Source organism: Actinomadura sp. NPDC049382, assembly GCF_040677125.1.
GTDB classification, from domain to species: Bacteria; Actinomycetota; Actinomycetes; order Streptosporangiales; family Streptosporangiaceae; genus Spirillospora; species Spirillospora geliboluensis.
On record NZ_JBFARO010000127.1, the window covers coordinates 1 to 22887 of the forward strand.

Here is a 22887-nt window from a genome sequence, read left to right on the forward strand (position 1 = left end):
TCGGGCGGCCTCCGGGCGCTGGGCGCCCTCCGGCCGCCCGACCCGTGACCGGTGGTCGAGGTTCAAGCCAGAGCCGGTGGTTGTTCACTCGGGGATCGGGGTTCTCACTCAAGAGGGTGGAACGGAGGCTGGTGTGGACGTGTTCGAGACGGCTCGGTTGGGGCCGCTGACGTTGCGCAACCGGGTGATCAAGGCGGCCACCTTCGAGGGGATGGCGCCCGAGTCCCTGGTCACCGATGAGCTGATCGAGTACCACCGGCGGCCCGCCGCCGGGGGAGTGGGCATGACGACCGTCGCCTACTGCGCGGTCTCACCCGAGGGGCGGACGGAGCGGGGGCAGATCTGGATGCGGCCCGAGGCCGTTCCGGGCCTGCGCCGGCTCACCGACGCCGTGCACGCCGAGGGCGCCGCCGCGTCCGCGCAGCTCGGGCACGCCGGGCCGGTCGCGGACGCCAGCTCCAACAAGCTGCCCGCGATCTCGGCGGGGCGCTTCTTCAACCCGCTCGGCATGGCGTTCACCAAGGTCGCCACGGCCGACGACATCGCGCGCATCACCCGCGCGCACGCCGACGCCGCACGGCTGGCGATCGAGTCCGGGTTCGACGCCGTGGAGATCCACTTCGGGCACAACTACCTGGCCAGCTCGTTCCTCAGCCCGCGCCTCAACAAGCGCAAGGACGGGTACGGCGGGCCGATCGAGAACCGCGCGAAGGTCGCGCTCGGCATCGCCCGCGCCGTCCGGGACGAGGTGGGCGACCGCATCGCGATCACCGCGAAGCTCAACATGCGGGACGGCGTCCGCGGCGGCCTGGAGATCGACGACAGCCTGTACGTCGCCCGCGCGCTGCAGGACGACGGCACCGTCGACGCCCTCGAACTGACCGCGGGCAGCTCGCTGCTCAACCCGATGTACCTGTTCCGCGGCGAGATGCCCATCCCGGAGTTCGCCGCCGGCTACAAGCTGCCGATGCGCGTCGGCCTGCGCCTGTTCGGCAAGCGGTTCCTGCGCGTGTACCCGTACCAGGACGCCTACCTGCTGGAGCACGCCCGCAGGTTCCGCGCCGAACTGGACCTGCCGCTCGTCCTGCTGGGCGGCATCACCACCCGCGAGACCATGGACAAGGCGATGGAGGAGGGCTTCCAGTTCGTCGCCATGGCGCGCGCCCTGCTCCGCGAACCCGACCTCGTGAACCGCATCGCCGCCGACCGGTCCACCCCGTCGCTGTGCATCCACTGCAACCGGTGCGTCCCCACCATCTACAAGGGCACCCACTGCCCCCTCATCCCGGCCTGACGCGCCGGCTGGGACGATGAGCCGATGATCGACATCGCGGGATGGGCGCCGGAGCCGCAGGAGGCGACCGAGGTCATCGACGCGGCGCCCTCGGCGGCGCTCGCGGGGGTGCTGGACGTCGAGCCGCCCGGGGACGAGCTGCCGCCGCTGTGGCAGTGGGTCCACTTCCTGGAGCGGCCCGCGCAGCGGGAACTCGGGCCGGACGGGCATCCGCGCGACGGGCGGTTCCTGCCGCCCCTTCCTGAGCGGCGCCGCATGTTCGCCGGAGGACGGTTTCGCATTCGGGAGCCCTTGCGGATCGGCGACACGGTCACCCGGAGGACGGAGCTCCTCTCGACGGTCGTGAAACAAGGGCGCAGTGGGGAAATGCTGTTCGTCACCGTCCGCCATGTCTTTCTGCGGGACGGCGCTGAGATCGCGGTGGAGGAGCAGGATCTCGTCTACCGAAGCGGCGATGCCAATTCTTCGCCGGGCGAGGTTTCGTTTTCCAGCCCTGATGTGAAGGCGCCTTGGATGTTGCCGGTCACCGCTGATCCGGTGTTGCTGTTCCGGTTCAGCGCGCTTACCTACAACGCCCATCGCATCCATTACGACGAGGCGTACGCGACCGAAGTGGAGGGGCACGGCGGGCTCGTCGTGCACGGGCCGCTGCTCGCGATCCTCTGCCTCGAACTGCCGCGCCGGGCGGGCCGGACGGTGCGCGAGCTGTCGTTCCGCGCCCGCCGGCCCGTCTACGCGCGGCAGCCGTTCGTCGCGGCCGGCTCCCCGGACGGGGACCTCTCCATCGAGGGGCCCGGCGGGGTCACCGCGATGACCGCGACGTTCGCCTAGGCGGCGGCCTCCGCGTGGGCGGCGCCGCCGCGGCGCTCCTCGGCGGTCCGCCGGACGAACCGCTTGATCTCGTCGTGGACGTCCTCCTCGTCCCAGCCGAGGACGGGCGCCACCAGTTCGGCGACGCGGGACGCCGCGGCCACGCCGCCGTCCCACTCCTCGATCGCCGCCCGGAGCCGGCGGGCCAGGACGTCCTCCAGGTGCAGGGCCCCCTCGTGCGTCACCGCGTAGACGGCCTCGGCGCACAGGTAGTCCTCGGCGCCGGGGATGGGCGCGCCGAGCGCCGAGCTGTCGGCGACGAGCCGCAGAACCTCCAGGGCGCACGCCCCGTAGCGGCGCAGCAGGTGCTCGACCCGCGCGACGTGCAGCCCCGACTCGGCGGCGAGGCGGCGCCGCTCGTTCCACAGCACCTCGAAGCCGGTCGCGCCGAGGAGCGGCAGCCGGGCGGTGACGGACGCGGGCACGGACTCGTCCAGGCCGTCGGCGACCGCGTCCACCGCGTCCTGCGCCATCACCCGGTAGGTGGTGAACTTGCCGCCGGTGACGACGACGAGGCCCGGGACCGGCTCGGCGACCGCGTGCTCGCGCGACAGCCGCGTCGTGTCGTCGAACTCGCCGGACAGCAGCGGCCGCAGCCCCGCGTAGACGCCCTCGATGTCGTCGTGGGTGAGCGGCGTCCGAAGGACGGCGTTCGCCTGGTCGAGGAGGTAGCCGATGTCGGTGTGCTCGGCGACGGGCTCGTCCGGCCCGTCGTCGTGCGGGGTGTCGGTGGTGCCGACGAGCCAGTGCCGCCCCCACGGGATGATGAACAGCACGCTTTTGGCCGTCCGCGTGATCAGGCCGGTCTCCATCGGGATCCGGTCGCGCGGCACCACCAGGTGGACGCCCTTGGACGCGCGGACCCCGAACGCGGCCCGGGAGCCGGTCATCGCCTGCGCGCCGTCCGTCCACACACCGGTCGCGCACACCACCCGACGGGCCCGCACGGCGATTTCCTGGCCGCCCTCCAGGTCGACGACCGTGGCGCCGGTGACCCGCTCGCCCTCGCGCAGGAACCCCGTCGCCTCGGCCCGGGTGACGACCTTCGCGCCGTACTGGGCCGCGGTGCGCGCGACCATCATCGTGTAGCGGGCGTCGTCCACCTGCGCGTCGTAGTACTGGACGGCGCCCACCAGTGCGTCCGAGCGCAGCGCGGGCGCCTGGCGCAGCGCCCCGCGCCGGGTCAGTTGCCGGTGGCGGGGCAGTGCCCGGCTACCGCCCATCGTGTCGTACAGGGTGACGCCCGCGCTGACGTAGGCCCGCTCCCACACCCGGTTGCGCAGCGGATACAGGAACTGGACGGGACGCACCAGGTGCGGCGCGAGGCGGTGCAGGAGCAGGCCGCGTTCCCGCAGCGCCTCCCGCACCAGCCCGAAGTCGCGCTGTTCGAGGTAGCGCAGGCCGCCGTGGATGAGCTTGCTGGAGCGGCTGGACGTCCCCGCCGCCCAGTCCCGCGCCTCCACCAGGGCGACGGACAGCCCCCGCGAGATCGCGTCGAGGGCCGCGCCGGCACCGACGATGCCGCCGCCGATCACCAGCACGTCGAACTCGGCCTCGGCGAGGGCGCGCAGCGCGTCCTCGCGGTACCGCGGACCGAGGGCTACGGATGTCACTGCTCTCTCCCAAAAAAAGCCGAAGGAAGTTCGTTAACTGATTAGTGGCGGGTGGGGGCCGGAGGACGGCCCGGGCCGCGGCTGGGGGCCGCGGCCCGGGGGTGGTCAGTCGATGTCGACCCAGTCGAGGGTGCGGGTGACGGCCTTCTTCCAGCCGGCGTAGCCGGTCTGGCGCTGGTCGTCGTCCCAGGTGGGGTGCCAGCGCTTGTCCTCGTTCCAGTTCTGGCGGAGTTCGTCGGTGGTGTTCCAGAAGCCGACGGCGAGGCCGGCGGCGTAGGCGGCGCCGAGGGCGGTGGTCTCGGCGACGACGGGCCGGGAGACCGGGACGCCGAGGATGTCGGCCTGCAGTTGCATGCACAACTCGTTGGCGGTGACGCCGCCGTCGACCTTCAGGACGTCCAGGGAGACGCCGGAGTCCTCCCGCATCGCCTCCACGACGTCGCGTGACTGGTAGCAGATGGCTTCGAGGGTGGCGCGGGCGACGTGGGCGTTGGTGTTGAAGCGGGACAGGCCGACGATGGCGCCGCGCGCGTCGGAGCGCCAGTAGGGGGCGAAAAGGCCCGAGAAGGCCGGGACGAAGTAGACGCCGCCGTTGTCGTCGACCTGCCGGGCCAGGGCTTCGCTTTCGGAGGCGCCGGAGATGATGCCGAGCTGGTCGCGCAGCCACTGCACGGCCGACCCGGTCACCGCGATCGAGCCTTCCAGCGCGTAGACCGGCTTCTCGGCTCCGAACTGGTAGCAGACGGTCGTCAGCAGGCCGCTCTTGGACCGGACGAGTTCCTCACCGGTGTTGAGCAGGAGGAAGTTGCCGGTGCCGTAGGTGTTCTTGGCTTCGCCGGGTGCGAAGCACACCTGTCCGACGGTCGCGGCCTGCTGGTCGCCCAGGGCGGCGGTCAGCGGGACTTCGCCGCCGAGCGGGCCGTCCGCGCGGGTGACTCCGTATCCGGCGGGCGCCGAGGACGGTTTGATCTCCGGCAGCATGGAGCGGGGGATGCCGAAGAACGACAGGAGCTCGTCGTCCCAGCTGAGGGTCTCCAGGTCCATCAGCATGGTGCGGCTGGCGTTGGTCGGGTCGGTGACGTGGACGCCGCCGTTCGTCCCGCCGGTCAGGTTCCAGAGCACCCATGTGTCGGTCGTGCCGAAGACGGCGTCGCCCGCTTCTGCGGCCTCCCGGACCCCGTCGACGTTCTCCAGGATCCATTGGATCTTGCCGCCGGAGAAGTAGGTGGCCGGCGGCAGCCCGGCCTTCCGGCGGATGACGTCGCCCTTGCCGTCGCGTTCCAGGGCGGCGGCGATGCGGTCGGTGCGGGTGTCCTGCCAGACGATCGCGTTGTAGTACGGGCGGCCGGTGCGCCGGTTCCACACCACGGTCGTCTCGCGCTGGTTGGTGATGCCGAACGCGGCCAGGTCGGTGTGGCCCAGGTTCGCCTTGTTCAGCGTGGTCTGGACGACGGCGCGGGTCCGCTCCCAGATCTCGGTCGGGTTGTGCTCCACCCAGCCCGCCCGCGGCAGGATCTGCTCGTGCTCCAGCTGGTGGCGGGCGATCTCGTTCCCGCCGTGATCGAAGATCATGAAGCGGGTGCTGGTCGTGCCCTGGTCGAGGGCTCCGACGAAGTCGGCCATGCGTGCGGTCTCCTGGGATGAGGGTGCGGGACGGTCAGGCCGTCTCGTACTGCGGTTCGGGCTTGGCGATGTCCTGGGCGGGCTCCTCGGGGGGCAGGAACCGCCCGATCAGGGCCTTGTAGAGTCCGACGCCGAGGACGCCGCCGATCAGCGGGCCGACGATCGGGACCCAGAAGTACAGGTCGCCGTACTGGTCCCGCCACGCGCCGCCGTAGCCGGTGAGGAACGAGGCGAGCCGGGGGCCGAAGTCGCGGGCGGGGTTGATCGCGTAGCCGGCGTCGGTGCCGAACGCCATCCCGATCGCGACCACCAGCAGGCCGATCAGGAACGGGGCCAGGTTGGCCAGCGGCGGCGAGTTCCGGATGTCGGTCAGCGCCTTGATCACGAACAGCAGGATCGCGGTGCCGATGACCTGGTCGCGGAACGCGCCCCAGGTGCCGACCGGGAGGGTGCCGTTGCCGGGCAGGGTGGAGAAGACGCCCTGCGTCTTGATGGTGTGGCCGGGGTCGACCTTGGCGAGCACCTCGCTGTAGTTCCAGCGGACGAGCAGCGCCGCGATGAACGCGCCCGCCGTCTGCGCGGCGATGTAGGGCGCGGTCTTGCGCCAGGCGAACTCCTTGAACGCGGCGAGCCCGATGGTGACGGCGGGGTTGAGGTGGGCGCCGCTGATCCGGGCGGCGACGTAGACGCCGAGCGTGACGCCGAGCCCCCAGGCCCAGGCGATGCTGTCGTGGTCGCCGATGCCGGCGGCGGCGACCTGCGCGACGACGCCGACGCCGAACAGGATGAGGATCAGGGTGCCGGCGAACTCGGCCGCGAGCTCACCGGCGAGCGAGGGGATTCTCGGTCGTTGCGCGGTGCGTTCCGTCATGGGCTCTCCTCGGCAGGTGGGGTGGACGCGAGGCCCCGTGAGGCTGGCCAGACGGTAAGTCGGGGATGAACCGCCGACAACGGGAGGCTGCCGACAATGTCGAACACTTTCCCCGTTGCCCGGCGCCGGTTACCCTCCAGTCTGTGCACGAGATCACAGAATCCGGGCAGTTCGGACCGTACGGGACGACAATCGCGACAAGCGCCGACATTGTCGGCACACCGCCGAGAGAACTACCCTGGGATTCGTGCCCGGACCCGTGCAGTCGATCGAGCGCGCCGCCGCGATCCTGCGGCTGCTCGCCGCCAGTTCGGGACGGCTCGGCGTCGGTGAGGTCGCCAGCTCGCTCGGGCTCGCCCGCGGCACCGCGCACGGCATCCTGCGCACCCTGGAGCGCGTCGGCTTCGTCGAGCAGGACGGCGGCACCGGCAAGTACCAGCTCGGCGCCGCCCTGCTGCATCTCGGCACCAGCTACCTGGACGTCAACGAGCTGCGGTCCCGCGCCATCAACTGGGCCGACGCGCTCGCCTCGCGCAGCGGCGAGGCCGTCCGCATCGGGACCCTGCTGGAGGGCAAGGTCCTGGTCGTCCACCACGTCTTCCGGCCCGACGACACCCTCCAGGCCATGGACGTCGGCTCGCTGCTGCCGCTGCACGCCACCGCCCTCGGCAAGGCGCTGCTCGCCCACGACGCCAACGCCGCCGCGTCCATCCGCGACACCGTCCTGGAGTCCTACTGCCGGCGCACCATCACCGATCCGCGCGAACTCGCACGGGCCGCCACCCGGGTGCGGGAGAACGGCTGGGCCGCCGAGACCGAGGAGCTGTCGATCGGCGAGGCCGGCATCGCCGCGCCGATCCGCGGGCACGGGGGGCTGGTGGTCGGGGCCATCGGCATCTCCGGCGCGGTCGAGCGGATCTGCGACGCGCGGCGCGTCCCCGAGCCGCGGCTCGTCGGGTACGTGCGGGACGCGGCCCGCGCCGTCTCCCGCGACCTCGGGGGCTCGCGCTGGTGACGCCGCGGCCCCGGCGCCGCGTCCGGAGGGAGGGGGCCGGCCGTGACCGAGCGCTACGTGATGTCGATCGACCAGGGCACCACCTCGACGCGGTGCATCCTGTTCGACCACGGCGGCCGGCTGGTGTCGGTCGCGCAGCGCGAGCACCGGCAGCACTTCCCGAAGCCGGGCTGGGTCGAGCACGACCCGATGGAGATCTGGCGCAACCTGGAGCGGATCGCCCCTGAGGCGCTCGCCCAGGCGGGGGTGACCGCGAACCAGGTCGCCGCGGTCGGGATCGCCAACCAGCGCGAGACGACCGTCCTGTGGGACCGGCTGACCGGTGTCCCGATCGGCCGCGCCATCGTCTGGCAGGACACCCGCACCGGCGCCCTGGTGGACGAGCTGGCCCGCGCCCCCGGCGCCGCGATGGTCACCGAGCGCAGCGGGCTGCCGCTGGCCGCCTACTTCTCCGCGCCGCGCATCCGCTGGCTGCTCGACCACACGCCCGGCCTCCGGGAGCGCGCCGAACGCGGTGAGGTCCTGTTCGGCACGATGGAGAGCTGGCTGATCTGGAACCTCAGCGGCGGCGTCGACGGCGGCGTGCACGTCACCGACGTGACCAACGCCGGCCGCACCCTGCTGATGGACCTGCGCACCCTGTCCTGGGACGCCGGCCTGCTCGACTTCTTCGGCGTGCCGGCCGCGATGCTGCCGGAGATCCGGTCGTCCACCGAGACCTACGGGACGGCACGCCGCGTGTTCCCCGGGGTGCTGATCGGCGCCGCCCTCGGCGACCAGCAGGCCGCGCTGTTCGGGCAGACGTGCTTCTCCCCGGGCGATACCAAGTGCACCTACGGGACGGGCGCGTTCCTGCTGATGAACACCGGCACCACGCCGGTGAAGTCCGCGAACGGGCTGCTCACCACCGTCGGCTACAAGATCGGCGACGAGCCCGCGGTGTACGCGCTGGAGGGCTCGATCGCGATCACCGGCGCGCTCGTCCAGTGGTTCCGGGACGGCCTCGGGCTGATCTCCACCGCGCCGGAGATCGAGACCCTGGCCCGGACGGTCGACGACAACGGCGGCTGCTACATCGTCCCGGCCTTCTCCGGGCTGTTCGCGCCGCACTGGCGCAGCGAGGCGCGCGGCATCATCGTCGGCCTCACGTCCTACATCACGAAGGGGCATCTGGCGCGGGCCGTGCTGGAGGCGACCGGCTGGCAGACCCGTGAGGTGGTGGACGCGATGAACGCCGACTCGGGGCTCGGCCTGAAGGAGCTGAAGGCCGACGGCGGCATGACGTCCGACAACCTCGTCATGCAGATGGTCGCGGACATGCTGAACGTGCCCGTGGAGCGGCCGATGGTGGTGGAGACGGTGTCGCTCGGCGCCGCCTACGCCGCCGGGCTCGCCGTCGGCTACTGGGCTGGCCTCGAAGGGCTGCGCCGCAACTGGCACCGGGCCGCCCGCTGGGTCCCGGCGATGGAGCCGACGCGGCGCGCCGCCGAGTACGACAACTGGAAGCGGGCCGTGGAGCGCACGTTCGGCTGGATCCGCGCCGGCGAGGACCCCGCGACCGCGCCGTGAGGCCGAAGCCCCCGTCCTAGATCCGGTTGCGCTCGATCAGCTGCTTGACGATGACGTTGCGCTGGATCTCGTTCGTCCCCTCGCCGACGATCATCAGCGGGGCGTCGCGGAAGTAGCGCTCCACGTCGAACTCGGTGGAGTAGCCCGCCGCGCCGTGGATGCGGACCGCGTTCAGCGCGATCTGCATCGCGGCCTCGGACGCGTAGAGCTTGGCCATGCCCGCCTCCATGTCGCAGCGCTCGCCCGCGTCCAGGCGCCGGGCGGCGTCGAGGGTGAGCAGCCGCGCGGCGCGCAGCTGCGTGGCCATGTCGGCGAGGTAGTTGCCGATCGACTGGTGCTGCCAGATCGGCTTGCCGAACGCCTCGCGCTGCTGGGCGTAGCGGAGGGAGTCCTCAAGGGCGGCGCGGCCGACGCCGAGCGCGCGCGCCGCGACCTGGATGCGGCCCACTTCGAGGCCCCGCATCATCTGGGCGAAACCGCGCCCCTCCTCGCCGCCGAGCAGCGCGTCGAGCGGCGCCTCGTAGCCGTCGAAGGACAGCTCGCAGCTCTCCACACCCTTGTAGCCGAGCTTCGGCAGGTCGCGGGAGACGGTCAGGCCGGGGCCCTTCTCCACCAGCAGGATGCTGATGCCCCGGTGGCGCGGGGACGCGTGCGGGTCGGTCTTGCACAGCAGCGCGATGAGCCCCGACATCCGGGCGTTGGTGATCCACATCTTGGCGCCGTCGACGACGTACCGGTCGCCGTCCCGCCGCGCGGTCGTGCTCATCGCCTGCAGGTCCGAGCCGCCGGACGGCTCGGTGAGCGCCATCGTGGCGCGCAGCTCGCCCGTCGCCATCCTGGGCAGGTAGCGGGCCTTCTGCTCCTCGGTGCCGAACACCGCGAGCAGGTGCGAGACGACCGTGTGCCCGCCGAACGCGCCGGCGAGGGTCATCCAGCCGCGCGCCAGCTCCTCGGTGACGAGCGCGTAGCACGCCTTGGAGACGGCGACGTCGCCGTACGGCGCGGGCACGGCGAGGCCGTAGACGCCGAGCTCCTTCATCCGGTCGATGAGGCGCTCGGGGTACGCGCCCGCGTGCTCCAGGTCCCGGGCGACCGGGCGGACCTCCCTGTCGACGAAGTCCGCGACGACCTCGACGATGGCGCGCTCCTCGTCGCTGAGCGTGAACACGGCGGCTCCACCCTCCTCCCGCGCGGGCTCCCGCACGGGGGCGATCTCTCATATATTTGATGTGAAAATACCGCAGGCGCCCAGGGGGGACGATGACCGCTGCCGGATCCGGCGGCCCGGCCCTCGGCCGCCGCCGCCAGTTGAGCGACGAGGTGGCCGCGCACGTCCGCGACCTGATCATGTCCGGCCAGGTCAGGCACGGCGAGTTCCTCCGGCTGGAGCGGATCGCCGACGACCTCGGGATCAGCGTCACCCCGGTCCGGGAGGCGCTGCTGTCGCTGCGCGGCGAGGGCTTCGTCACGCTGGAGCCGCGCCGCGGGTTCATGCCGGCGCCCCTCACCCGGCAGGACGTCCAAGACCTGTTCGAGGCTCAGGCGTACTTCGCCGGGGAGTTGGCCGCCCGCGCCGCCGGCCGGGCGGCCGAGGCCGACCTGGACGCCCTCGACCGGACGCAGGCGCTGCTGGAGGAGGCGTTCGCGGCCGGCGACTCGGCGGGCATCGAGCGCGCCAACCACCAGTTCCACCGGCTGATCAACCTGCGCGCCGGGTCGCCGAAGATGGCGTGGCTGCTGCAGACCGTGGTCCGGTACGCGCCGCGCCGCTTCTACGCGGGCATCGAGGGCTGGACGCGGGCGTCGGTCGACGACCACCGGCTCGTCCTCGCCGCGCTGCGCGCCGGGGACGCCGAGGCCGCGCGGCAGGCGATGCGCGCCCACATCCGGCACGCGGGCACGCTGCTGGTGGTGCATCTGGAGGCGCGGGGCTTCTGGGCGGCCGAGGCGGAGTGAGGCCGCCCGAACCCGGCCGTGGCAGGCCACGTATCGTATAAAAAATTTCCGGGAGGGCGGATGGACGACCAGGTGGTCACGGTCACCGATCGCGGCGCGGCGCGCGTGCTCACGCTGAACCGGCCGGAGGCGCGCAACGCGGTCGACCTCCCGACGCGCGAGCGGCTCCTGGCGGAGTTGCGGCGCGCCGCCGACGACCCCGCGGTGCGGGCGATCGTGCTGACCGGCGCCGGCGGGACGTTCTCGGCGGGCGGCGACGTCCGGTCGATGGAGGGCGCCGCGCCCGACGACGTCCGCGCCCGGCTCACCCCGCTGCACGAGGCCGTCCGGCTCATCGCGACGTGCGGCACACCGGTGATCGCGGCCGTCGAGGGCGCCGCCGCCGGGCTCGGGGTGTCCCTCGCCGCCGTCTGCGACCACGTGGTCGCCGCGGAGGACGCCCGGTTCGTCGCCGCGTTCGGCAAGGTCGGCCTCGTCGCCGACGGCGGCCTGCTCTGGACGCTCCCGCGCCGCGTCGGCATGGGCCGCGCCAAGGAGATGCTCGTGTTCGGGCGGACCGTCCCCGCGCCCCGCGCCCACGAGATCGGCCTCGCCGACTCCCTCGCGCCGCCCGGCGGGGCCCTGGACGCCGCGCTCGGCCTGGCCGCCGAGGCGGCCGCGCTCGCCCCGCTCTCGGTCGCCGCCGCCAAGCGGCTGCTGGCCCGCACCGATCTCGGCCCGGACGGGCTGCTGGAGGCCGAGATGGAGGAGCAGACCGCGCTGTTCGGCAGCGCCGACTTCGCCGAGGGCCGCGCCGCGTTCGCCGCGCGCCGCCCGCCGCGTTTCGAGGGCCGCTAGGGCTTCAGGGCCGCCAGAGAGGGAGCACGGATGAGCAGGCTGCAGCAGACGCACGGGCTGTCGGACGAGCAGCGGGAGATCGTCGCGACCGTCCGCGCGTTCGTCGACCGGGAGATCCTCCCGGTCGCCACCGCCCTGGAGCACGCCGACGAGTACCCGCAGGCGATCGTCGACGGCATGAGGGACCTCGGGCTCTTCGGCCTGATGATCGGCGAGGAGCACGGCGGGCTCGGCGCGTCGCTGCTGACGTACGCGCTGGTGGTGGAGGAGCTGTCGCGCGGCTGGATGAGCGTGTCCGGCATCGTCAACACCCACTTCATCGTCGCCTGGATGATCGCCCACCACGGCACCGCCGAGCAGCAGGCGCACTACCTGCCGAAGATGGCGACCGGGGAGGTCCGGGGCGCGTTCTCGATGTCGGAGCCCGGCTGCGGGTCCGACGTCTCCGCCATCACGACCCGCGCCGTCCTCGACGGCGACGCCTACGTGATCGACGGCCAGAAGATGTGGCTGACCAACGGCGGCTCCGCCAACCTCGTCGCCACGCTCGTCAAGACCGACCCCGACGCCGGCCACCGCGGCATGACGACGTTCCTCATCGACAAGACCCCCGGCTTCGGCGAGGTCGCGCCCGGCCTGACCGTCCCGGGCAAGATCGAGAAGATGGGCTACAAGGGCGTCGACACCACCGAGCTGCTCTTCGACGGGTACCGCGTCCCGGCGGCCCAGATCCTCGGCGGCGCGCCAGGGCGGGGCTTCTACCAGATGATGGACGGCGTCGAGGTCGGCCGCGTCAACGTCGCGGCGCGCGGCTGCGGCGTCGCCAGGCGCGCCTACGAGCTGGCCCTGGACTACGCGCGGCAGCGCGAGACGTTCGGCAGGCCCATCGCCGAGCACCAGGCCGTCCTGTTCCGCCTCGCCGAGATGGCCACCAAGGTCGAGGCCGCGCACCAGATGATGGTCATGGCGGCGCGGCGCAAGGACTCCGGCGAGCGCAACGACCTCGAAGCGGGCATGGCGAAGTACCTGGCCAGCGAGTACTGCAAGGAGGTCGTGGAGGACGCGTTCCGGATCCACGGCGGCTACGGGTACTCCACGGAGTTCGAGATCGAGCGGCTCTACCGGGAGGCGCCGATGCTGCTGATCGGCGAGGGCACCGCCGACATCCAGAAGATGATCATCGGCCGCCGGCTGCTGGACGGCGCGGGCTGACCGGGCGGGCGGCGGATATCGTGGCGGCATGGCCAGCCCGACCCCCGCCGCCGCCCCCGGCCGCCGCCGCGACGAGCTGCGCGACTTCCTGCGGACCCGCCGCGCCCGGCTCACCCCCGCCGACGTCGGCATGCCCGACGGGGGCCGGCGCCGCACCCCGGGCCTGCGCCGCGAGGAGGTCGCCGTCCTCGCCGGGGTCGGGGTGTCCTGGTACACCTGGCTGGAGCAGGGCCGCGACATCAAGGTCTCCGGCGACGTCCTCGACGCGGTCGGCCGCGCGCTGCGGCTGGACGCGGCCGAGCGCGAGCACCTGTACCTGCTCGCCGGCCTGAACCCGCCGCAGGCGGAGGCCGACCCGGCCGTCCCGGTCACGCCGGAGCTGCAGCGGGTGCTGGACGCCTGGTCCCCGCGCCCCGCCTACGTCCGCGACCGGCACTGGAACTTCCTCGCCATCAACGACGCGGCCCGCGAGGTGTTCGGCTACGGCGACACCGACCACAACTGCCTGGTGACGTTCTTCACCAACGTCCGCTACCGGTCGATGCACACGCACTGGACCGCCGCCGCGCCCGACGTCGTCGCGCGGTTCCGCGCCGACGCCGCCCGCTACCCCGACGACCCCGGCTTCGACCGGCTCATCGCCGACATGCTGGCCGCCAGCCCCGAGTTCGCCGAGCTGTGGCCCCGCCACGAGGTGAGCGCGCCGCCGCTGGCCGTCAAGGGGATCCAGCACCCCGACGCGGGCGAGCTGGTCTTCGAGGGGACGATGCTGCCGCTCGCCGACCGTCCGGGCCACCACCTGGTGCTGCACAACCCGCGGCCGGGCACCGGCACGCAGGAGCGCCTCGAACGCCTGATGGCCCGCCGCGCCCTGCCCGCCGCCGGCTGACCTCCGCGGGCCGGTCTCCGCGGGCCCGTGCCGCCCCGAGGGTGGTGGTGCCACACCCAGGTTCAACGGAGTCTGCCATCCTCCGCGCGCGCCCTGCAGGATCGTCCTCGTAGCGAGAACCTAAGGAGGACGAGTCATGAGGACGCGTGATTTCGCGGGCACGCCGGTGGGCGCCGTCGGGCTCGGATGCATGGGGATGAGCTGGGCCTACACCGAGTCGGAGCGGGACGACGAGGCGTCGGTCGCGCTGATCCGGGAGGCCCTCGACCTCGGCGTCACGTTCCTGGACACTGCGCAGCCCTACGGCGACGGCCACAACGAGACCCTCGTCGGCCGCGCGCTGAAGGGCCGCCGGGACGAGGCGGTCGTCGCCACGAAGACGGGCCTGGTCGTGGAGTCCCCGGTCACCCGGAACATCGTCCGCGACGGCCGCCCGGAGCACGCCAAGGCGTCCGCCGAGGACAGCCTGCGCCGCCTCGGCACCGACGTGATCGACCTGTACTACCTGCACCGGGTCGACCCGGACGTGCCGCTCGCCGAGACCTGGGGGGCGATGGCGGAACTGGTCGCCGAGGGCAAGGTCCGCACGCTCGGGCTGTCGGAGGTCAGCGTCGCGCAGGCCGCCGAGGCGCACGCGATCCACCCGGTCGCGGCGGTCCAGTCGGAGCTGTCGCTGTGGACGCGCGACGCGATGGGCGCGCCCGGCGGCCGCGCGGGGACCATGCCCGGCGACACGGCCGGGACCGGCGGGGGCGTGGGCGACGTGGTCGGCTGGTGCGCCGCCAACGGGGCCGCGTTCGTCCCGTTCTCCCCGCTCGGCCGCGGGTTCCTGACCGGGACCGTCACCTCGGCCGACTTCGAGGGCACCGACTTCCGGGCCGGCAACCCGCGCTTCCAGGAGGACGCCATCCGGGCCAACATGCGCATCGTGGACGTGGTCAAGGCCGTCGCCGCCCGGCACGGCGCCACTCCCGCACAGGTGGCGATCGCCTGGACGCTCGCGCAGGGCGACCACGTCATCCCGATCCCCGGCACCAAGAAGCGGCGCTACCTGCGCGACAACGCCGGCGCCGCCGGCCTCGACCTCACCGAGACCGACCTGGCCGAGCTGGACGAGGTGCCCGCGGCCGTCGGCGGCCGGTACTGATGCGCGCCGTCACGATCCCCGAGTTCGGCGGAGCGGACGTCCTGCGCCCGGCCGAGGTGAAGGTCCCCGAGCCGGGGCCGGGGCAGGTGTCCATCGACGTCGCGTACGCGGGGGCGAACTTCGCCGAGGTCCTGTACCGGCGGGGCGTCGTCGAGGTGCCGCTGCCGTTCGTTCCCGGCATCGAGGTGTCCGGCCGCATCCGGGAGGTCGGGCCGGACGTCGAGGGGCTGCGCAGGGGCCAGTCCGTCGCCGCCCTGACGATCGTGGCCGGCGGCGGCTACGCGGAGGTCGCCGTGACGTCCGCCGAACTCGTCGCCCCGCTCGACGGCCTGGGCCTCGGGCTGGACGTCGCGGCGGCCGTCCCGTCCAACGGCGCCACCGCGTTCCTCGTCCTGGACCGCGTCGCGCGCATCGAGCCGGGCGAGAGCGTCCTGGTGCACGCGGCGGCCGGGGGCGTCGGCAGCCAGCTCGGGCAGGCCGCCCGGCTGCTCGGCGCGGGCCGGGTGGCCGGGACCGTCCGCGGCCCGGCCAAGGTCGAGGCGGCGCGCCGGTTCGGCTACGACGACGTCGTGCTGCGCGGCGACCTGGCGGGGGAGGTCGCCGGCCTCACCGGCGGCCGCGGCTTCGACATCGTCGTGGACATGGTCGGCGGCCCCGCCCGCCGCGCGAGCCTGGACGCGCTCGCCCCGATGGGCCGGCTGGTGGTGATGGGCAACGCGTCCGGCGCGGACGACGTCGGCGTCCCGGCGAACGAGCTGTGGTTCGCCAACAAGACCGTGTCCGGGTTCAACCTCGCCGCGTTCGCGGGGACCGCGCCGGTCGAGGCGGGCCGCGCGCTGCGCCGCGCCGTGGCCGCCGCGGCCTCCGGCGGCCTGCGCGTCCAGGTGGAGGAACTGCCCCTGGAGCGGGCCGCCGAGGCGCACGAGCGCATCGAGTCGGGCGCCACGACCGGGAAGCTCGTCCTCGCCGTGGGCGGCTGAACCTCAGCGCCGCCCGGAGGGGGCCGGGGCGCCGGCGGCCAGTGCGAGCAGCTCGTCGACGCTCCACTGGTCGCCCGCGTGCTCGCCGTACTTGGCGGCGAGGAGGCGGCCGTCCGCGCCGATCAGGAAGTCGGCGGGCAGGCCGAGGCGGCCGCCGTCCGGGCGGAGCTTCGGCGCCTTCGCTTGGCCGCGGGCGAGCGCCCGGCCGCTTGCGGCGAGGGCGCGGACGATCGTCCACCACACGCGCGGGTCGAGCAGCGCGCGGCGGGCGGACTCCACGCCGAACTCGGCGTACAGCCGCTTGCCCGGGTCGCCGATCACGGCGAACGGGAGGCCGGCGACGTGCTCGCGCAGCTCCTCGGCGGCGGAGTGGAAGACCGCGACCTCGCGGACGCCCGCGGCCTCGATCTCGGCGTGCCGGACGGCGAACGAGCGCAGGTGCAGGTTGCAGACCGGGCAGCCCGCGAACCGGCGGAACTGCAGGTGGACGAGGCGGCCGGGGTCGGGGACGGGCACCGCCGGGCCGCTGACGGGCGTCAGCTCACGGGCGGGGACGTCGGAACCGGGCGCGAGGTGCATGGCACCGCTCCTTTAGGTGTACGGCATACGCTGACGATCGTAGGCGTATGCCGTACGCTGTCAAGCGCCATGCCTCGACCACGCTCGCTCACCACCGAGAAGCTCGCCGGAGCCGCGCTCGCCGTCATCGACCGCGACGGGCTCGCCGGGCTGTCCATGCGCGCCGTCGCCAAGGAGCTCGGGATGAGCACCATGGCGCTCTACCGCTACGTGCGGGACAGGGAGGAACTGGAGGGCCTCGTCGTCGACCTCGTCTACGCGGAGGTCGACCCGGTGCCGCCGGACGACGGGCCGTGGGAGGAGCGGATCACGGCCATGGCGCTGCGGCTGCGGAACGCCTTCGTCGCGCACGCCGCGATCATGCCGCTGACGCTCGCCCATCGGCACGCGTCGGCGGGCTCCCTGTGCTGGGGGGAGGCGGTCGCCGGGATCCTCGCCGAGGCCGGCATCACCGGGCGGCGCGGGGCCATCGCGCTGCGCGCCGTGCTCGCCTACATCATCGGCGCGATCCAGCTGGAGCATCTGGGGGCGCTGTCGGGGGAGGGGACGGCCGCCATCGCCGCGCTGCCCCGGGAGGAGTTCCCCCATCTGGCGGAGACCGCGCGGCACGGCCGCCGGATCGGCCCCGACGAGGAGTTCCGCGGGGGACTGGCGGCCGTGCTGCGCGGCCTGGGCGCGCCTAGCGCACCAGAAGGGACTGCTGGGCGGTGATCGCCGCGGCGGCCTGCCGCACGATGCCGTCGATCAGCTGACCGCAGGTGGGCAGGTCGTCGATGACGCCGACGACCTGGCCCGAGGCCATCACGCCGAGATCGGGGCGGCCGTCCACCATGGCCGCCTTCAGCAGCATCGGCGTGTTCGCGGCCATCAGCACCTGCGACCAGGACAGGTCCTTGCCGTGCTTCATCGCCTTGCCGTCGGCGATCATCTCCCGCCACGACATCCCGGACAGCTTCTTGAACCGGGCGCCGTTGCGCACCGCCCGCACGAGCCCGCCGACCCGCCCGGACTTCTCCAGCGTGTCGACCAGCTCGCTGCGCAGCACGCGGTGCGGCATGCCGTCCACCTGCCGCGTCACCACGGTCTCGCCGGTCCGCAGGTAGACCTGCTTGACCGCGTCGGGCACCGAGCTGTCGGAGGTCAGCAGGAACCGGGTGCCCATCGCGACGCCCGCCGCCCCGTAGGCGAGCGCGGCGGCGAGGCCGCGCCCGTCGAAGAAGCCGCCGGCCGCGATGACCGGGATGTCGACCGCGTCCACGACCTGCGGCAGCAGCAGCGTGGTGGCGACGGCGCCGGTGTGGCCGCCGCCCTCGCCGCCCTGGACGAGCACGGCGTCCGCGCCCCAGCCCGCGACCTTCTCCGCGTGCCGCCGCGCGCCGACGGACGGGATCACCACGAGCCCGGCGTCCTTCAGCTTGGCGATCAGCTCCTGCTTGGGGGCGAGCGCGAACGACGCGACCTTCACGCCCTCCTTGATCAGCAGGTCGATGCGGTCGCCCGCGTCGCCGGCGTCGGCCCGCAGGTTGACCCCGAACGGCGCGTCGGTGCGGTCCTTGACCTCGTGGATCGCGTCGGCGAGCTGGTCGAGGGTCATCGTCGCCGAGGCCAGGATGCCGAGCCCGCCCGCGTTCGCCACGGCGGTGACGAGCCGCGGCCCGGCCACCCATCCCATGCCGGTCTGGACGACCGGGTGCCGCACGCCGGCCAGCCGGGTCAGCGGGGTGTCGAGCAGCTGCTCCATCAGGCCCACCTCCTGCGGGGGACGGCCCCCCGCGCCCCCCGGTTCGCTTCGCTCATGCCGGAACCTCTCGCTCCCGCAGCCCCTTCGGGTCGAGCACCTCGCGCATGATCCGCAGCTCGGCCTCGTCCGGCAGCCGCGTCTCGGGCACCTCGTCCGGGACGGCCAGCTCGAAGCCGGTGGCGGCGGTCACGTCCGCGACGCTCACGCCCGGGTGCACCGAGCGCAGCCGCATCCGCCGGTCCGGGGTGTCGAAGTCGAGGACGGCGAGGTTGGTCACGACCGCGCGGATCTCGTGCGCGCCCCGGTCCCAGCCGACGCCGCTCACCATGTCGACCTTCTCGGTGAACACGCGGGTCGAGTGCTTGGGCACCCAGTAGCTCGTCGTGTTCAGCAGCGTGTTGCCGGGCCCGCCGCGCACCCCGAGGAGCTGCCGCGACGGCCGCTCCCAGTCGCCGATGCACGAGATGTTGGTGTTGCCGTGCGCGTCGATCTGGCTCGGCCCCATCACCACGTGCCGGCGGCCGTTCAGGACGAGCCACAGGTGGTCGCGGAACGGCAGCCAGCCCTCGACGGTCTCCGCCGACCGGCCGAGCGGGACCGGCTCGGCGCTCAGCGACGGCCCGCCGTCGGTCGTCAGCAGGTCGGGCTCGAACGTGGCCCGCGCCAGCCGGGACCCCAGCATCGGCACGAACCCCGCCACCGCCGCCGCGACGATCTCCCCGTCGCCGCGGAACAGGTCGGCGCACGCCGCGGCGCACACCTCCGCGCGCGTCACATCACTCATCGGGACTCCTCCCGCCAGGTCCGGACGGCGTCCTGGTAGGCGGCCTCGTCGCCGGACAGGAACCGCGCGCTGAACTCGGCCCACTTCTCCGGGTCGGCCGCGGACTGCGCGTAGAGCTTCTGGAACTTCTCGTCCCGCCCGAAGTCGGGCACGCAGTCGGTGAAGTGCGCCCCGTTCGGGGTCTCCACCACGCCCGCCACGTGCGACCGGCTGATCAGCATGGACTGCACCGGCCCCTCCTTGGCGAAGTCGGCCGTGTCGACCAGCCGCTCGCACGAGACGTAGGTGCGGCCGGCCGCCTTGGCGAACAGGTCGTCCATGTACGGGTCGGGGCCGAGGTACTGCGCGTTGCCGCGGGCGTCGGCGCGGTTCATGTGGACGAGCGCCACGTCCATCGTCAGGGCCGGGACGGCGACCAGCTCGGTCGCGTCGTCGTACGGCGACCGGACCGTCTTCAGCTCCGGGTTGACCTTCATCACGTCCGAGCCGAGCCCGACCGGGGTCGGCAGGAACGGCAGCCGGTGCGCCGCCGCGTACAGCCCGAACAGGAACATGCCCTCGTCGTACTCGGTCAGCTCGATCGCGCCCGTCTGGCGCGCCTGCCGGAAGTGCGGCTCCAGCGGGACCGAGTCCATCGTCACGAACGCCGTGACGAGCCGCCGGACCTTCCCGGCCGCGCACAGCAGGCCGACGTCCGGGCCGCCGTAGCTCACCACGGTCAGGTCGGTGACCGGGGAGCGGAGGATCGCCCGGACGAGCGCCATCGGCTTGCGCCGCGACCCCCAGCCGCCGATCCCGACGGTCATGCCGCTCTCCAGCGACGCGGCGACCTCGTCGGCCGACATCACCTTGGAACTCACTTGGCCCCCTTCGCGACGAAGGCGTCACGGTGCTCGTCGCCCGCGCCGACGAGGTTCAGCTCGAACGTGAAGCCCTGCTCGTAGCGGTAGCTGCGCTTGACGTCGACCGGGTCGATGCCGTTGAGCGACTCCTTGGCGCGCCGGATCACGTACCGGTCCTTGGCGGCGATGTTCGCGGCGACCTCCAGGGCCTTGGCGCGCAGCTCGTCCGCCGGGACGACCTCCAGCACCGAGCCGTGGTGGTGCAGCTCCGCCGCCGTGACGTTGCGGCACGTGTAGACCATCGCGCGCATCAGGTGCTGCGGGACGAGCCGGGCCAGGTGGGTCGCGGCGCCGAGGGCGCCCCGGTCCACCTCCGGCAGCCCGAAGTAGGCGTCCTGCGCGGCGACCACGATGTCGGCGTTGCCGGCGAGGCCGACCCCGCCGCCGAGGCAGAAGCCGTGGACCGCGGCGACGACCGGGACCTCGCAGTCGTACACGGCGGCGAAGGCGGCGTAGCAGCCGCGGTTCGCGCCGACGAGGGCGCCGTGGCCCTCGGTGCTCTGCATCTCCTTGATGTCGACGCCCGCGTTGAAGCCCCGGCCCTCGGCCCGGAGCACGACCGCGCCGACCTCGGGGTCGCGGCCCGCGGCGAGCACCGCGTCGGCCAGCTCGTACCAGCCCGCGACGGTCAGTGCGTTGACCGGCGGCGCGTCCACGACGATCTCGGCGACCCCGTCCAGGGTCGTGGTGGAGACTCCCATGCGCTACCTTTCCACCAAACATTTGTTAGAACAGAAGGTAGCAGAGGAGGCGGAATGTCACTGACGCTCGACCTGGGCGGCCGGACCGCCGTGGTCACGGGGGGCGTGCGCGGGGTCGGCGCCGGGATCAGCCGCGCCCTGCTGGAGGCGGGCGCCGACGTCGTCGCGGTCGCCAGGCGCGAACCCGAGGCGCTGCCCGAGGCGGGCGGCCGGACGGCGCGGTTCGTCTCGCTGGACGTGCGCGACCCCGACGCCGTGCAGGCGTTCGCCGACGGCCTCGACGGCGTCGACGTGCTGGTCAACAACGCGGGCGGCGCGCCCTACCTGCCGGTCGCCGACGGGAGCCTGCGCACCCACGTCAAGATCATCGAGCTGAACCTGACCTCCGCGCTGATCATGGCGCGCGCCCTGCAGCCGAAGATCATGGAGCGCGGCGGCGGCTCGGTCATCAACATCGGCAGCGTGAGCGGGGTGCGGCCGTCGCCCGGCACCGCCGCCTACGGCGCCGCCAAGGCCGGCCTGCACAGCCTCACCACCTCGCTCGCCGTCGAGTGGGCGCCGCACATCCGGGTCAACACGCTGATCCTCGGGATGGTCCGCACCGAGCTGTCCCACCTGCACTACGGGGACGAGGACGGCGTCGCGGCCGTGGCCGGGACCGTCCCGATGGGCCGCCTCGCCGACCCCTACGACATCGGCGCCGCCTGCGCGTTCCTGGCCTCGGACCTCGCGTCCTACGTCACCGGCGCGTCGATGCAGGTCCACGGCGGGGGAGAGCGCCCCGCCTTCCTGGACGCCGCCACCGTGAACAAGGAGGAATCACGATGATCTGCAAGGACCGGGTGGTCGCCGTCACCGGCGCCGGCCGCGGGCTCGGCCGCGCCCACGCGCTGGAGTTCGCCCGCCAGGGCGCCCTCGTCGTCGTGAACGACCTCGGCGTCGCGCGCGACGGCACCGGCGACGCGTCCGGGGGCCCCGCGCACGACGTCGTCCAGGAGATCGAGGCGCTCGGCGGGAAGGCCGTCGCCAGCACCGACGACATCGCCACCGACGCGGGCGCCGCCGCCCTGGTCGCGGCCGCGGTCGACACGTTCGGGCGGCTGGACACCCTCGTCAACAACGCCGGGTTCCTGCGCGACCGCATGCTGATCAACCTGGGCGAGGACGAATGGGACGCCGTCATGCGCGTCCACCTCAAGGGCCACTTCCTGCCGCTCAAGCACGCCGGCCGGTACTGGCGGGCGGAGAGCAAGGCGGGCCGCGACGTCGACGCCCGCGTGATCAACACCTCGTCCGGCGCCGGGCTGCTCGGCAGCGTCGGGCAGGGCAACTACTCCGCAGCCAAGGCCGGCATCGTCGGGCTGACCCTCGTCGCGTCCGCCGAGATGGGCCGCTACGGCGTGGCCGTCAACGCGATCGCGCCCGCCGCCCGCACCCGGATGACCGAGGAGGTCTTCGCGCAGACGATGGCCGCCCCGGCCGAGGGCGAGTTCGACGCGATGGCCCCCGAGAACGTCTCGCCGCTCGTCGTCTGGCTCGGCTCCGCCGGGTCCCGCGGCGTCACGGGCCGCGTCTTCGAGGCCGAGGGCGGCAAGATCTGCGTGATGGACGCCTTCCGGCACGGCCCCACGGCCGACAAGGGCGCCCGCTGGGACCCGGCCGAGGTCGGCGACGTCGTCAAGGACCTCCTGGCCAAGGCACCCGCCCCCGAGCCCGTCTACGGCGCCGGCTGAGCCGGGCCGGCCGGACGCGGCGTTAACGCGGCCGGTAGTCGTCCAAGTAGCGGCGGACCAGGTCGGTGTAGGGCCTGACCTTGGCGGGCACACCGCCCGCCTTCACCACCGTCTTGGACGACGTCCGGTAGGTGGCGGCGAGGTTCAGTGCCGGGTCGCCCGGCACGTTCTTCAGGTCCTTGCCCCAGAAGCACAGGAAGCGGCCCATCGCCGGGATCGACAGCTCCGGCGTGATCCGGCCCGGGGCGGGCTCGGGGTTGTCGAGCCCGCCCGGCTGCCAGAACACCAGGACCCGCGGCGTCCAGCGGGCGATGCCGTACTCGTCCCTGGCCGGGTCGGACAGGTGCGGGTCGAAGCCGCTCTCCGCCTTCAGCATCGCCGCGATCAGCGCCGGGCTCAGCCCCGGCATCCGGCACCACGTCCCCGCCTGGACGATCAGGCCGCGGTACCGGTCGGGGACGTCGGAGCCGGCCCGCAGCCACCGGTCCGCCGGGCGGTGGTGCGCTCCGCCCGCCGGCCCGGCGAGCGCCCAGTACGTCCCGGCGGCGGCGGTCGCCACGGCGGCCAGCGC

At 73.4% G+C, this 22887-nt stretch carries 23 protein-coding genes; 13 read left to right on the top strand and 10 right to left on the bottom strand.

The window, feature by feature from the left end:
• Positions 1–133 precede the first annotated feature (133 nt).
• On the top strand, positions 134–1294 hold the full coding sequence (locus AB0K34_RS38795; protein WP_364553729.1) for an NADH:flavin oxidoreductase: 1161 nt from the start codon (positions 134–136) through the stop codon (positions 1292–1294).
• A 24-nt stretch (positions 1295–1318) separates the two neighbouring features.
• A complete protein-coding gene (locus AB0K34_RS38800) occupies positions 1319–2125 on the top strand; it encodes a MaoC family dehydratase N-terminal domain-containing protein (RefSeq protein ID WP_364553731.1) in 807 nt (268 codons plus the stop codon).
• Here AB0K34_RS38800 and AB0K34_RS38805 read toward each other — a convergent pair.
• The 3 genes from AB0K34_RS38805 to AB0K34_RS38815 form a co-directional block, all read right to left on the bottom strand.
• Positions 2122–3777 (bottom strand): glycerol-3-phosphate dehydrogenase/oxidase, encoded by a 1656-nt coding sequence (locus AB0K34_RS38805; RefSeq protein WP_364553733.1) that lies wholly within the window; start codon positions 3775–3777, stop codon positions 2122–2124. The genes AB0K34_RS38800 and AB0K34_RS38805 overlap by 4 nt on opposite strands.
• 105 nt (positions 3778–3882) lie before the next feature.
• Positions 3883–5400 (bottom strand): glycerol kinase GlpK, encoded by a 1518-nt coding sequence (glpK, locus tag AB0K34_RS38810; protein WP_364553735.1) that lies wholly within the window; start codon positions 5398–5400, stop codon positions 3883–3885.
• Positions 5401–5434: 34 nt separating this feature from the next.
• On the bottom strand, positions 5435–6271 hold the full coding sequence (locus AB0K34_RS38815; protein WP_301177343.1) for an MIP/aquaporin family protein: 837 nt from the start codon (positions 6269–6271) through the stop codon (positions 5435–5437).
• Positions 6272–6518: 247 nt separating this feature from the next.
• Between AB0K34_RS38815 and AB0K34_RS38820 the strand changes: the two genes are divergently transcribed.
• Both AB0K34_RS38820 and glpK (AB0K34_RS38825) read left to right on the top strand, forming a co-directional pair.
• Positions 6519–7286, top strand: coding sequence for an IclR family transcriptional regulator (locus AB0K34_RS38820; protein WP_138640804.1), 768 nt, complete (start codon positions 6519–6521; stop codon positions 7284–7286).
• 42 nt (positions 7287–7328) lie between these two features.
• The gene (gene glpK, locus AB0K34_RS38825; RefSeq protein WP_364553737.1) at positions 7329–8855 is read left to right on the top strand and encodes a glycerol kinase GlpK; all 1527 of its coding nucleotides are present in this window, start codon (positions 7329–7331) and stop codon (positions 8853–8855) included.
• Positions 8856–8871: 16 nt separating this feature from the next.
• Here the strand turns inward: glpK (AB0K34_RS38825) and AB0K34_RS38830 are convergent, their stop codons facing one another.
• Positions 8872–10023, bottom strand: coding sequence for an acyl-CoA dehydrogenase family protein (locus tag AB0K34_RS38830; protein WP_364553739.1), 1152 nt, complete (start codon positions 10021–10023; stop codon positions 8872–8874).
• Positions 10024–10115: 92 nt separating this feature from the next.
• Between AB0K34_RS38830 and AB0K34_RS38835 the strand changes: the two genes are divergently transcribed.
• The 6 genes from AB0K34_RS38835 to AB0K34_RS38860 all read left to right on the top strand — a co-directional run bounded on the left by AB0K34_RS38835 (position 10116) and on the right by AB0K34_RS38860 (position 15876).
• Entirely contained in the window at positions 10116–10811 is a 696-nt protein-coding gene (locus tag AB0K34_RS38835; RefSeq protein WP_138640807.1) for a GntR family transcriptional regulator, read from the top strand.
• A gap of 60 nt (positions 10812–10871) precedes the next feature.
• Complete coding sequence (locus AB0K34_RS38840; RefSeq protein WP_364553742.1) at positions 10872–11648, top strand: enoyl-CoA hydratase/isomerase family protein; 777 nt, start codon at positions 10872–10874, stop codon at positions 11646–11648.
• 30 nt (positions 11649–11678) lie between these two features.
• Positions 11679–12860, top strand: coding sequence for an acyl-CoA dehydrogenase family protein (locus AB0K34_RS38845; protein ID WP_364553744.1), 1182 nt, complete (start codon positions 11679–11681; stop codon positions 12858–12860).
• Between the two features lie 28 nt (positions 12861–12888).
• Positions 12889–13749 carry a helix-turn-helix transcriptional regulator gene (locus tag AB0K34_RS38850; protein ID WP_364553746.1) on the top strand — a complete coding sequence of 287 codons (861 nt, stop codon included), beginning with the start codon at positions 12889–12891 and terminating at the stop codon, positions 13747–13749.
• Between the two features lie 136 nt (positions 13750–13885).
• A complete protein-coding gene (locus tag AB0K34_RS38855; protein ID WP_364553748.1) occupies positions 13886–14896 on the top strand; it encodes an aldo/keto reductase in 1011 nt (336 codons plus the stop codon).
• Positions 14896–15876 carry a zinc-binding dehydrogenase gene (locus tag AB0K34_RS38860; protein WP_364553750.1) on the top strand — a complete coding sequence of 327 codons (981 nt, stop codon included), beginning with the start codon at positions 14896–14898 and terminating at the stop codon, positions 15874–15876. Before AB0K34_RS38855 ends, AB0K34_RS38860 begins: the two co-directional genes overlap by 1 nt.
• A 3-nt stretch (positions 15877–15879) precedes the next feature.
• Here AB0K34_RS38860 and AB0K34_RS38865 read toward each other — a convergent pair whose 3' ends face one another.
• Positions 15880–16455, bottom strand: coding sequence for a peroxiredoxin-like family protein (locus AB0K34_RS38865; RefSeq protein WP_364553752.1), 576 nt, complete (start codon positions 16453–16455; stop codon positions 15880–15882).
• Between the two features lie 69 nt (positions 16456–16524).
• Between AB0K34_RS38865 and AB0K34_RS38870 the strand changes: the two genes are divergently transcribed.
• Positions 16525–17166 carry a TetR/AcrR family transcriptional regulator C-terminal domain-containing protein gene (locus AB0K34_RS38870; RefSeq protein WP_364553754.1) on the top strand — a complete coding sequence of 214 codons (642 nt, stop codon included), beginning with the start codon at positions 16525–16527 and terminating at the stop codon, positions 17164–17166.
• Here the strand turns inward: AB0K34_RS38870 and AB0K34_RS38875 are convergent.
• Genes AB0K34_RS38875 through AB0K34_RS38890 form a run of 4 tightly spaced genes read right to left on the bottom strand, consistent with a single transcriptional unit; the run spans position 17135 to position 20583 of the window.
• On the bottom strand, positions 17135–18196 hold the full coding sequence (locus AB0K34_RS38875; protein WP_138638544.1) for a nitronate monooxygenase: 1062 nt from the start codon (positions 18194–18196) through the stop codon (positions 17135–17137). The genes AB0K34_RS38870 and AB0K34_RS38875 overlap by 32 nt on opposite strands.
• 52 nt (positions 18197–18248) lie before the next feature.
• On the bottom strand, positions 18249–18980 hold the full coding sequence (locus AB0K34_RS38880) for a CoA-transferase (RefSeq protein ID WP_138638543.1): 732 nt from the start codon (positions 18978–18980) through the stop codon (positions 18249–18251).
• Entirely contained in the window at positions 18977–19825 is an 849-nt protein-coding gene (locus AB0K34_RS38885) for a CoA-transferase (protein ID WP_138638550.1), read from the bottom strand. The genes AB0K34_RS38880 and AB0K34_RS38885 overlap by 4 nt, the downstream gene beginning before the upstream one ends.
• Positions 19826–19836: 11 nt before the next feature.
• A complete protein-coding gene (locus AB0K34_RS38890) occupies positions 19837–20583 on the bottom strand; it encodes an enoyl-CoA hydratase family protein (RefSeq protein WP_138638542.1) in 747 nt (248 codons plus the stop codon).
• Between the two features lie 54 nt (positions 20584–20637).
• Here AB0K34_RS38890 and AB0K34_RS38895 point away from each other — a divergent pair, with 54 nt between their 5' ends.
• Positions 20638–21411, top strand: a complete 774-nt coding sequence (locus AB0K34_RS38895) for an SDR family oxidoreductase (RefSeq protein ID WP_364553757.1) — start codon at positions 20638–20640, stop codon at positions 21409–21411.
• Positions 21408–22316: an SDR family oxidoreductase gene (locus tag AB0K34_RS38900; protein ID WP_171069183.1), complete on the top strand. Its 909-nt coding sequence runs from the start codon at positions 21408–21410 to the stop codon at positions 22314–22316. The genes AB0K34_RS38895 and AB0K34_RS38900 overlap by 4 nt, the downstream gene beginning before the upstream one ends.
• 22 nt (positions 22317–22338) lie before the next feature.
• Here the strand turns inward: AB0K34_RS38900 and AB0K34_RS38905 are convergent.
• On the bottom strand, positions 22339–22887 hold a 549-nt coding region (locus AB0K34_RS38905), incomplete at its 5' end, for a hypothetical protein (protein WP_364553759.1).

What these genes read in the sequence shown, in the direction of transcription:
- AB0K34_RS38800 (WP_364553731.1), top strand. Translation starts at nt 1,319, where the DNA reads ATGATCGACATCGCGGGATGGGCGCCGGAGCCGCAGGAGGCGACCGAG.
- glpK (WP_364553735.1), bottom strand. Translation starts at nt 5,400, where the DNA reads ATGGCCGACTTCGTCGGAGCCCTCGACCAGGGCACGACCAGCACCCGC.
- AB0K34_RS38815 (WP_301177343.1), bottom strand. Translation starts at nt 6,271, where the DNA reads ATGACGGAACGCACCGCGCAACGACCGAGAATCCCCTCGCTCGCCGGT.
- AB0K34_RS38835 (WP_138640807.1), top strand. Translation starts at nt 10,116, where the DNA reads ATGACCGCTGCCGGATCCGGCGGCCCGGCCCTCGGCCGCCGCCGCCAG.
- AB0K34_RS38840 (WP_364553742.1), top strand. Translation starts at nt 10,872, where the DNA reads ATGGACGACCAGGTGGTCACGGTCACCGATCGCGGCGCGGCGCGCGTG.
- AB0K34_RS38845 (WP_364553744.1), top strand. Translation starts at nt 11,679, where the DNA reads ATGAGCAGGCTGCAGCAGACGCACGGGCTGTCGGACGAGCAGCGGGAG.
- AB0K34_RS38850 (WP_364553746.1), top strand. Translation starts at nt 12,889, where the DNA reads ATGGCCAGCCCGACCCCCGCCGCCGCCCCCGGCCGCCGCCGCGACGAG.
- AB0K34_RS38855 (WP_364553748.1), top strand. Translation starts at nt 13,886, where the DNA reads ATGAGGACGCGTGATTTCGCGGGCACGCCGGTGGGCGCCGTCGGGCTC.
- AB0K34_RS38860 (WP_364553750.1), top strand. Translation starts at nt 14,896, where the DNA reads ATGCGCGCCGTCACGATCCCCGAGTTCGGCGGAGCGGACGTCCTGCGC.
- AB0K34_RS38865 (WP_364553752.1), bottom strand. Translation starts at nt 16,455, where the DNA reads ATGCACCTCGCGCCCGGTTCCGACGTCCCCGCCCGTGAGCTGACGCCC.
- AB0K34_RS38870 (WP_364553754.1), top strand. Translation starts at nt 16,525, where the DNA reads ATGCCTCGACCACGCTCGCTCACCACCGAGAAGCTCGCCGGAGCCGCG.
- AB0K34_RS38875 (WP_138638544.1), bottom strand. Translation starts at nt 18,196, where the DNA reads ATGGAGCAGCTGCTCGACACCCCGCTGACCCGGCTGGCCGGCGTGCGG.
- AB0K34_RS38880 (WP_138638543.1), bottom strand. Translation starts at nt 18,980, where the DNA reads ATGAGTGATGTGACGCGCGCGGAGGTGTGCGCCGCGGCGTGCGCCGAC.
- AB0K34_RS38885 (WP_138638550.1), bottom strand. Translation starts at nt 19,825, where the DNA reads ATGTCGGCCGACGAGGTCGCCGCGTCGCTGGAGAGCGGCATGACCGTC.
- AB0K34_RS38890 (WP_138638542.1), bottom strand. Translation starts at nt 20,583, where the DNA reads ATGGGAGTCTCCACCACGACCCTGGACGGGGTCGCCGAGATCGTCGTG.
- AB0K34_RS38895 (WP_364553757.1), top strand. Translation starts at nt 20,638, where the DNA reads ATGTCACTGACGCTCGACCTGGGCGGCCGGACCGCCGTGGTCACGGGG.
- AB0K34_RS38900 (WP_171069183.1), top strand. Translation starts at nt 21,408, where the DNA reads ATGATCTGCAAGGACCGGGTGGTCGCCGTCACCGGCGCCGGCCGCGGG.